General features: G+C 39.9%; 10 protein-coding genes. 5 read left to right on the plus strand and 5 right to left on the minus strand.

Features of this window, described 5'->3' with window-relative positions; genetic code table 11:
* From Q0X77_RS14525 to Q0X77_RS14545, 5 genes are all read right to left on the minus strand, one after another.
* Nucleotides 1-1,239 (minus strand): FAD-dependent oxidoreductase (locus Q0X77_RS14525; RefSeq protein WP_297798548.1); only part of this gene is annotated, 1,239 nt, incomplete at its 3' end.
* Nucleotides 1,240-1,721: 482 nt separating this feature from the next.
* The gene (locus Q0X77_RS14530; RefSeq protein WP_297798549.1) at nt 1,722-1,955 is read right to left on the minus strand and encodes a hypothetical protein; all 234 of its coding nucleotides are present in this window, start codon (nt 1,953-1,955) and stop codon (nt 1,722-1,724) included.
* 2 nt (nt 1,956-1,957) lie between these two features.
* Complete coding sequence (locus Q0X77_RS14535; protein ID WP_297798550.1) at nt 1,958-2,974, minus strand: FAD binding domain-containing protein; 1,017 nt, start codon at nt 2,972-2,974, stop codon at nt 1,958-1,960.
* Nucleotides 2,975-2,984: 10 nt separating this feature from the next.
* Nucleotides 2,985-5,330, minus strand: a complete 2,346-nt coding sequence (locus tag Q0X77_RS14540) for a xanthine dehydrogenase family protein molybdopterin-binding subunit (RefSeq protein WP_297798551.1) — start codon at nt 5,328-5,330, stop codon at nt 2,985-2,987.
* A gap of 1 nt (nt 5,331) precedes the next feature.
* Nucleotides 5,332-5,967, minus strand: coding sequence for a (2Fe-2S)-binding protein (locus Q0X77_RS14545; protein ID WP_297798552.1), 636 nt, complete (start codon nt 5,965-5,967; stop codon nt 5,332-5,334).
* Nucleotides 5,968-6,769: 802 nt separating this feature from the next.
* Here Q0X77_RS14545 and Q0X77_RS14550 point away from each other — a divergent pair.
* The 5 genes from Q0X77_RS14550 to Q0X77_RS14570 all read left to right on the plus strand — a co-directional run.
* The gene (locus Q0X77_RS14550; RefSeq protein ID WP_297798553.1) at nt 6,770-6,934 is read left to right on the plus strand and encodes a Lacal_2735 family protein; all 165 of its coding nucleotides are present in this window, start codon (nt 6,770-6,772) and stop codon (nt 6,932-6,934) included.
* A gap of 3 nt (nt 6,935-6,937) precedes the next feature.
* Nucleotides 6,938-7,342 carry a DUF2452 domain-containing protein gene (locus Q0X77_RS14555; protein WP_297798554.1) on the plus strand — a complete coding sequence of 135 codons (405 nt, stop codon included), beginning with the start codon at nt 6,938-6,940 and terminating at the stop codon, nt 7,340-7,342.
* Nucleotides 7,324-7,620 carry a TIGR03643 family protein gene (locus Q0X77_RS14560; protein ID WP_297798555.1) on the plus strand — a complete coding sequence of 99 codons (297 nt, stop codon included), beginning with the start codon at nt 7,324-7,326 and terminating at the stop codon, nt 7,618-7,620. The genes Q0X77_RS14555 and Q0X77_RS14560 overlap by 19 nt, the downstream gene beginning before the upstream one ends.
* 3 nt (nt 7,621-7,623) lie before the next feature.
* Nucleotides 7,624-8,736, plus strand: coding sequence for an FAD-binding domain-containing protein (locus Q0X77_RS14565; protein ID WP_297798556.1), 1,113 nt, complete (start codon nt 7,624-7,626; stop codon nt 8,734-8,736).
* The coding region (locus tag Q0X77_RS14570) for a cryptochrome/deoxyribodipyrimidine photo-lyase family protein (protein WP_297798557.1) at nt 8,733-10,045 on the plus strand (1,313 nt) is incomplete at its 3' end. The genes Q0X77_RS14565 and Q0X77_RS14570, both read left to right, overlap by 4 nt.

Genomic DNA, 10,045 nt, shown 5'->3' on the forward strand with positions numbered 1-10,045 from the left:
CTTCAGTAAGATCTGGGCTACCTCCTCTTTTTTTGCCTTGTAGTCATCATGACTAAGGTTTTCCCAGTTTTTCAGATAAGCTACAGTACAGATCACACCTGCAGCTTTATCCGATGGTGCCAATCCGGCATCGACCTTTTCATAATCTACAAAGATGAAACTACGTTTTTTCCAATCACCTAGCTGATTCGGATGTACATCTTTGAGACTTTTTATATCTTCCCCTTGTATATAATTTGAATAGTATTTAACACCAAATCGATCTAGTTTTTCCTTAAAGCCAAAGTACATACACAATAATGAGACTGAATCAGGGTTCGAACCGATCTTTTCCTTAAGAGCGCTTGCGTAAGGCTCATCCAGTAAAGCAGGCACTGTTGGCATGGGTGCGTTAGCTACTACATTATCACAAGTAATAGTAATAGGCTCTTCATTTTTGTTATAAACCTCTCTAAATGTGACTCCCGAGGCCTTACCATTTTCAGTGATGATCTTCTCAACTTTTTTCCCTAATAGTACAGTACCGCCATGTGCTTCAATATAAGCGGCGAGATGATCGGAGAGCTTTTGTGAACCTCCTTTAATAAAATGACCTCCGCTTTCAATAAAACCAGAGAACGGCAGGCCAAAGTAGAACATTGACAAGGTGTACGGATCATCGCCCCAGTAAGCAATATGCGCAGTAAGGTCAAGTTTTAGACCTTCATTTCTGATGTGTTTATCTAACCAGGACCCCACCGTGTGTCGTGTTGCCGTTACCAGGTTGGGGTAAAGTAAGGGCATTAGCGGATATATCAATTTGCTTACCAATGGATTACGAGGCAAACTGTGTGCTTCCTTTCTAATGCCTGCTATCAATTTCATAAATTTCTTAATAGCCTTTTTCTCATCAGGATATTTGCTCACAAGGGCTTTAGTAGCTTCATCAAAACCATGTGGAAAAACAAAGTCCTCATTATCTGAAAGTATACCATAGAATTCGGGTACTTTCTCAAACTGAACGTGCTTGTCTACATCGAGCATTTTGAAAATTCTCCTAACAGTACCGCCCTCTGCCAGGCCACTCATTTCATGCAAGCCAACTTCAATGATAAAATCGCCTCGCTTGAAGGTAGTTGCACAACCACCAGGTTTATAGTGTTGCTCCAAAAGGAGTACTTTCTTTCCAAATTTTGAAAGCGTAGCTCCGGCAGTCAGGCCGGCTAAGCCTCCTCCGATAATAATCGTATTATATTTCATAGTTCTTTAGTTATTACAAATCCAACAATTAACTAGTTTATAGGTTTGACTCTGTTCGATATCTAATGGGAGAACTGGAAAGAATAGGATAAACTTTCCAATGATATACTAATTATTGGTCGAAAATACTATCGAAAAATAAATTATAACATGATGAAGATCAGTATGATTAACTTTTTATTAGGCCCTGTTTGCCATCACATTACCATTATATATATCCTGGTTTTTAGAAAGTTCCATAAAGCAATCATTTTTGGAACTAATTGGAATTTTAACCTGTCCCAAATCCTCTTATCAAAACTTTGTGCATGGATCCTGTTTCTATTGCCAGTGTCTCGTTAGATAAGCAGAAGTAAAACCAAAATAGAGCGAGGGATCAAAAAACGAACAAGCGCCAGCTTGTGTTGGTTTTTATGCTTGCCCGGGATTGCTTTTTAAGGATTCATGAAGTGAATCCTTTTTAAATTGAAGTGGTTATGGGATCATAAAACATCAGCATCCCCGGAAACAAAACAACTCCGCCCCTCCTTACAATGCTTTGGGGATACCAAACCATTATCCGGCCCCATAGCTCCTGAAGAAGTGATACACCAGCAAATTGTGTTGGCATCATCCAATAAGAGCCAGGGATGTTCGCCTCCTTCCATCATTCCATAGGGATTTCTGGCACGAAGAAATTTACAGATATTATTTTTACTTGGTTTAATTGGATCCATATCTAAGTAGTTTGTAAAATAGCCTGTTCAATAATCGATGTAAACATAGGTACTTTATAGCCATTTTTAGCAAGTGGTTTGGCTATTGCCATAGCCGCTTTCGCAGCCGCCACGGCATTGTCATTATTGATTATCTTATTTTCTATAGCCTGCTGGGCTTCCAAAGAACGATATGGTACGGGAGCAGCCGCGCCCAAGACAATACTCGCTTTACGACAAGTATTTCCACTAACCTCAACAACTACTGCTACATCAGCGAGTGACCAGTCATAAGATTCACGAGCTACCTCTTTAATATAAGCACTCCTGGAATTTTTTGAAGGGGCCGGAAGAATTATTTCGGTAATAAGTTCCTTTGCCGTGAGGATGTTTTCCATACCAATATCCTTGGCAGGAGAAACGAAGAAATCATCCATAGAAACTATTTTCTTTTCCCCCTCACTATTGATTATAACAACGCTGGCATTAAAGGCCATAAGTGCCGTGGATATTGAGGAAGCATGAACACTGACACATGAACTATTATCAATTATAGCATGATTTTCATTTTCGCCGGTTTCAGAATGACGGGCAAAACAACGATCTCCCCCTTTGCGGCGACACTGATGATCAACAGAACGGAAATACCAGCAGCGGTTATGCTGCGCTATATTCCCTCCCAGGGTTGATATATTTCGCAATTGGGGCGTAGAAGCATGATTTACCGCCTGATGAAGTGCCAAATAATTATTTTTAATTTCAGGATTGGACGCTATTTCCTCCAAAGTTACATTAGATCCTATGCTCAAACCCTTTTTTTGATCATAACTAATCTTATCAAGACCCGGGATATTCCGAATATTGACAATTTTTTCGGGTTGAAGCAGTCCTTCTTTTACCCAGTCGAACACATCAATGCCACCAGATTTAAATACCGTTGCCTTATTTGTGTGCTGATATAGCTCTTCAGATACTGTTGAATTCACTTGCTGAAGAGCATCTTCAACAGATTTTGCTTCGTACCAACTAAATTTATTCATGTCTTTATATTTAAGAGACTTTATTTAATGCTTTAAGAATGCTCGATGGAGTAATGGGAATTTCATAAATCCTAACCCCAATAGCGTTATAAACGGCATTAGCAATAGCTGCCGCCGTTGCAATATTGGCCGGCTCACCTATACCATAGGCATCCGTTGATGAACGTGCCGAATATTCTTCTACAATAATGCTTTCAATTTCAGGAATTTCCATGGAAAATGGTACTTTGTACTGATCCACATTGGCATTTACCATATGCCCGGTGCTTTTGTCCATCACCCTATTTTCATATAATGCGTAAGATACACCTTGGATGACACCTCCATTTATCTGACTTTCTAATTGACCAATATTGAGTGGTCTACCACAACTGTGAGCCGCCACTATCTTATCTACCTTAACAAATCCCGTATTGGTATTAACACTGACTTCTGCAAACTGAACGGATCCCAAATCTCCATAGGCCAATCCCCAAGGTTGCTGAAATCCACCGTAATCATCTGAACGACTTGCGGTTTTACTGATTTGGCTAGTCCGCATTAACTTGGTTGCCTCTTTAAATGACATCTTCAGTTCCGTGTCTGTATTATGACCTACCTGACCGTCACTAATAAACAATTCCGCCGCATCTGTTTCCCATTTTTTTGCAACAAGGTTTAATAATTCCTTTTTAGCCTCAAAAGCTGCATTACGGGTTGGAGGCGTAATTGAACCTGTTACCACACTTCCGCCAGAACCTGGCCCAACAGGGAAAAACGTATCCCCAATATTGACTTTAATATCTTTTACTTGCAGGCCTAATTCTTCGGCAACAACCTGGGCAAGAATGGTTTTAGTCCCTGTTCCTATATCCTGAACACTAGAGCGTACTTCAACGCCACCATCGTTATGTATTTTGATTTCTACGGAAGAATCCAGGGTCACAAATCGCGGCCAGGTAGATTGACCTACCCCAAGGCCTTTCTTTACTACCCCTTTGCCACTACCGGCGGGTTGGCGCCTTGACCAATCAAAAAGTGCTGCTCCGCGTTGGCGCTCCACCTTTCTCACTTCACTTTTATCAATATGATCCCTATAACTTAAAGGATCCATCTTTAGTTTTTCAGCTAATTCATCAATGGCCTGTTCCAACCCAAAAGCGCCTTGCACATTACCAGGTGCACGCCAGGCTGCTCCGGGCCCCGCATTGGTCAATACATCGTATTGCTCTGTTGCAAAATTAGGACAGCTATATAAGATCTGTGCAATCCGGCCAACACCGGCGCCAAGGCCTACTCCTGCAGTTCCGTGGGAACGCTGCTGTATACCTGTCAAAGTACCGTCATTCTTCGCCCCTATTTTCAGATATTGTTTTGAACTGGGCCGGTTCCCCTCTGCCAGGTGTTCCTCCTGTCTGTCCAGCATTAACCAGACCGGTCTTCCTGATTTTTTAGCAAGGTTTGCAGCCATAGGCCCGAAACTTCCGGCACTGTGTTTAGCACCAAATCCGCCACCCATAAAATCACAGACAACGCGTACCTTACTTTTTGGTAAATTGAAGATACTCGCCATCTCATTTCTAACATTGTTTGTATTTTGAGTAGATGTATAAACCATCATAAGGTCCGGTTTCCAGTCTACAACGACACCATGTGTCTCCAGCGGCATATGTGTATGAACCTGGGTGCGATATGTTCTTTCCACTACCACATCCGCTTCCGCAAATCCCTTTTCAAGGTCACCTCGTGGTCCTCCAAAAAAACTGCTGGTCGATGGTCCCCTAACATTGCCTTGGCCCTTACTACCATCATGTACTTCACCAACATCGCCGCCATCTTCCTGCTGGGTGATGGGTTCATCAAATACTATAGGTGCCCCAATTTCCATTGCGGCTTCCATATCTATAACAAAAGGCTTCTCCTCATAGTTCACTTTAATAAGTGCAATGGCATCCTTGGCAATTTCCAGGCTTTCGGCAGCAACACCTCCCAGCGGCTGACCAACATATTTTACCATTGGATATTTACCCTTCGTATTTTCTTCTCCCTCTTTCGGGCTATTCTCAATTAAGTGAATAGCGTGTACCCCTGTGAGATTTTTCGCTTTTGAAATATCTATTGATGTTATAACTGCGTGTGGCACATTGGAACGTAACATCTTCGCATAAAGCATCCCCGGCAATTTCATGTCGGAAGTATATTTTGCCTTACCGGTTACTTTATCGAGTGCATCGATTCTTGTGACCCTTTTTCCAATTACTTTTAACTTATCATTGACTGGCCAAACCGGCGGTTCTTCAATAGGGATTTCCCTCTCTATTTCACCTAAATTATGCCCGGGAATACCGTATGGGAATTTTTCTTTTTTAGTATTCATCTTATGTCGTTTTTTTTGATGCGGATAAAGTAGCCTTAAACACATGAGGATGGGTGCCACAACGGCAAAGGTTACCTCGGGTGGCTTTTTTTACATCTTCTAAATTAATATCGGTGTTAGTATCCAAAAGGTGTACACAAGACATGACCATTCCCGGAGTGCAATAGCCACATTGGGTAGCATCATGCTCGATAAAAGCTTCCTGAACAGGATGTAATTTACCGTTTTGTGCAATGCCTTCAATCGTCGTAATCTCCTTGTCGCCCACATCAAATACAGACATCATACATGAGTTTACCGGTTTACCATCCAGATAAACGGTACAGGCAGAACAGGAACCCCGATCACAAACGATCTTAGTTCCAGTAAGTTCCAGATGGTCTCTTAATGCAGAAGCTAATGTTGTTCTGGGTTCCACGCTAAGTGACTCGGTAATACCATTGACCTTCATTTTAATGGTCATGGCCTCCGGTCCAAATTCTTTACCAGCCGCAAGCTGTTCCTTATAATCTAAAGCAAAAGTATTTGTAGTCAACAAAACACTACCTGCAGTAGATAATCCGGCGCCTCTGAGAAAACTTCGTCTGGTTATGGATTTTGTTTTCTTGGGGTCCGATCCTTGGTTTTTATCTTCCATAGAACTACAATTGGAGTTATTAAATATTCAATCTAATCAAACAACAGAAAGTTACGATAATATTCATTTAGAAAGAATAAAAATAAGTCCTGAATTTCTCAATCGGAACAATAAAAAAGAGGTGGAATAAAAAACGGTTACAAATAAAATCGGAAGTAAAATCTATCGGTATTTACAAGAAGCATTGTCCTCCGTTATCCTAAAAAAACCGAGTTATTGATGGGATACTACCTATTTTACTCATCTGTTGTTATTAACGGCATTTTTAGTTGCGAGCATGTGTTATTATTGAATACTAATTCAACAACCTTAACTCCTTGACGGAATGACCAACCTGCTGTTTTCGAAGTGCCAGGTAGTCACTTACATTATTGATGTTCAGTATATTTCTCATGCTCTTTTGTAATTTTCTGTTAAACATAAGACATTGATTATCAGCAGCCTTTTATTGCTGATAAGCCGCCTTTGGTTGGATAAATCAAAAGTAGCAAAGGAACCTGAAATTCTAAGGATTCCGTTGCATATGCCTAATGTGAGTCCGAAAGAAATAGAAGCATAATCGGTCTTTCCTGCGATATGAAGTCAATTTGGACTGAGTATTAGTCTAAACCGTTGTTTGCACAGGCCTTTTGTAAGAATAGTGAGTAAAACAGCCAAGGTTACACCAGTAGCTCTACCCAAAAACTCTTAATCAAATGTTATTTTTTGTTTAATGTTATGTGTTATTCTTTAGACAATTTGTATTTTTACGACAAAGGAGGTCAAAAAAAAGAATCTCTAATCAATCTAAATACGCGAAAAGATGTTTGGTTTATTCAAAAAAAAGTCAGAAAAAGAAAAACTTCAGGAACAGTATGCAAAATTGTTGAAGGAGGCCCATAGTCTATCCACTTCCAACAGAAGACTAAGCGACCAAAAGACTTTTGAGGCAGAGGAAATCATGAAAAAAATAGAGACATTGACCTAATTGATGAAGGATAAAAAGAAACCGGATAGTGTTGTTTTTGATACCAAAAATCAGAAATACGACGCTTTTTTAAAACCTTATTCGACTAATGTTGGGGCCCCGAAAATCACTCCCTCGGATACAATTGCCTGGAAAAACAGGAGTATTAATAAACTGAACCATAAAGTTCAAACTCGATTTCAGGAAATAAAAAAGCAGTATGAACAATTAATGCAGGAATTTGAATATAACGACCTGATATATAAAGCCAAGTTTAGCTTTGAACCCGTAATTGGCCAGGTCTATCATCTATACAGAAGAGATAATGATGAGACTTTTTTATCCATTATAGCTCCTGATCAATGCAATTTTCATGCAATTGGAAGTTTCTGTCTAAATACTGATCAAATATGGGAAAAAGTAGTTTAGAAAAAGAACTTACAGAAAGACAATTAGATAGGATCATTGAAATGGCCTGGGAAGACAGAACGCCTTTTGAGGCCATAGAATTTCAGTTTGGCTTGCCGGAAAAAGAAGTCATAAAATTGATGCGTGGTAATCTTAAGGCATCCAGTTTTAAACGTTGGAGAAAAAGGGTTAATAGTGGTGTCAGCCAAAAGCATTTAAAAAAACGAAATCCGGAAATTTCCCGTTTTAAATGTTCGAGGCAAAAGGCTATTTCCGGCAATAAAATAAGTAAGCGTTAATGTATGATAAAAGAAAAACATCATCTACATTTTCCAACAACTTATGAAGCTATACTAGAGCGAATAGCCTTAATAGATCCGGTGGCTTATGGCCCGACAAGAAACTATCTGGATGGCGCAGTCACTTATCTTTCACCCTACATTTCACGTGGTGTCATTTCCACAAAATTTATACTTGCCGAAGTTTTAAAAAAAGGTTTCAAAACTGATCTTATCGAAAAGTTCATTCAGGAACTGGCATGGCGCGATTACTGGCAGCAAATCTGGATAAACAAGGGCGACGCCATAAATTCTGATCTGAAAAACGTCCAGGCACCTGTTTCCAACTACTCTATTCCCGGGGCTATCCCTAACGCAAATACCGGTGTTAAAGCAATAGATATGGCTATTGAAAATTTTTATAAAACAGGTTACCTCCATAATCACGTTAGAATGTATATTGCCTCAATTGCATGTAATGTGGCCCAAAGCCATTGGAAAGTTCCTGCGCAGTGGATGTATTATCACCTGCTCGATGCCGATTGGGCAAGTAATGCGCTAAGTTGGCAATGGGTGGCCGGAGCCAATAGCAATAAAAAATACTATGCCAATCAGGATAACATAAATAAATTTTGCTATACGAATCAAAAAGATACGTTCTTAGATGTCCCGTATGAAGCCTTCAAGAATCTTGAAATCCCTGATACATTGCTAAATGTAGAAATCTTGGATTTAAAAACACCCTTACCTGAACAGGAGGCCCTAAGTGTAAACGAAAACATCCCAACCTGCATTTATAACTTTTATAACCTGGATCCTCATTGGAATGAGGAGATTACGGCAAACCGCATCTTACTGTTTGAGCCATCGCATTTTAAACAATACCCCATTTCCAAACAAAGTCTGGATTTTGCGTTCGCTCTTTCAAAAAACATAAATAATGTCCAGGTCTATATCGGTGAATTCCAATCTTTAAAAAATGATTATAACCTCAAAGATATTCGATTTAAAGAGCATCCATTAAACAGACATTATGAGGGAAAAGAGGAATCACGAGACTGGATGTTTAATGTGAGTGGTTATTATCCGTCCTTCTTTGCCTTTTGGAAAAAGTGTAAAAAAGAGATTACATTTTGAATCTAGAAGCTATCAATATTGTATGGCTTAAACGCGATCTTCGATTGCAGGATCACGCACCTTTGCATAAAGCCGAACAGGAAGGCATTCCTTATATAGTCTTATATCTTTTTGAACCGAGTATCATTGAATATCAGGATACAAGTCAAAGGCATTTACAGTTTGTATACCACTCTATAAAATCACTTGATAAGAGATTAAAAAAATACAACCGTAGAGTTGAAGTTTTTTATGGAGAGGCAATCGATGTTTTTGCTTTTCTCAATAAAAACTTCAGTATTCGACAGCTATTCAGTTACCAGGAAAGTGGTATAAAAATCACATGGCTGCGCGACAAACAATTGAAACTCTTTTGCTTTGACAACAATATCAATTGGATTGAATCTCAACGTGATGGCATAATCAGAGGACTTAAAAACAGGTCAACCTGGAATGAGCAATGGTATGCCACTATGCAGTCACCAATAATTAAAAATGAGTATTCAATTTCAAAGCTGAGCCCGGTCACACATCCTTTCACCTTGCCCTCAGAATTGGTTTTCGGGCTAAACGAATACCCGAAACAGTACCAGCCGCCTGGCGAAGAGAACGCCTGGCGATATCTTAAGTCTTTCACTCAGGAAAGAGGAATCAACTATAACAGACACATCTCTAAACCTGCCGAAAGCAGGATGTCTTGTAGTAGGTTATCCCCTTATCTGGCCTGGGGAAATATTAGCATAAAACAAGTTTTCCGTTTTGTTGGCACACATCCTAACAGAAAAGGAAATAACAGGGCCTTCTCCGGAATGTTAACACGTCTGAAATGGCATTGTCATTTTATCCAAAAGTTTGAAGTGGAATGTACATACGAAACGCATTGTATTAATAAAGGCTATGAATTGCTGGAACATACCAGGAATGAAGCGTTCCTTGAGTTTTGGAAATCGGGACAAACCGGATATCCATTAATTGATGCTTGTATGCGGGCTGTTGCACAAACAGGATGGATTAATTTTAGAATGAGAGCAATGGTCGTCTCTTTTTTAACACTTAACCTAGATCAGGATTGGCGAGACGGCGTGTATCACCTGGCACGTCAGTTTTTGGATTATGAGCCCGGTATACATTACCCCCAATTCCAAATGCAAGCTGGCACAACAGGTATAAATACAGTTCGTTTATACAATCCCGTAAAAAATTCCCGAGAACATGATCCTTATGGCGTGTTCATTAAAAAATGGGTTCCAGAGTTGGCTAATGTGCCGGAAGCATTTATTCACGAACCGTGGACAATGAGCGCCATGGAACAAACATTTTGTGGGGTATC

The sequence above is a fragment of the uncultured Eudoraea sp. genome, from assembly GCF_947258925.1.
Taxonomy (GTDB): Bacteria; Bacteroidota; Bacteroidia; order Flavobacteriales; family Flavobacteriaceae; genus Eudoraea.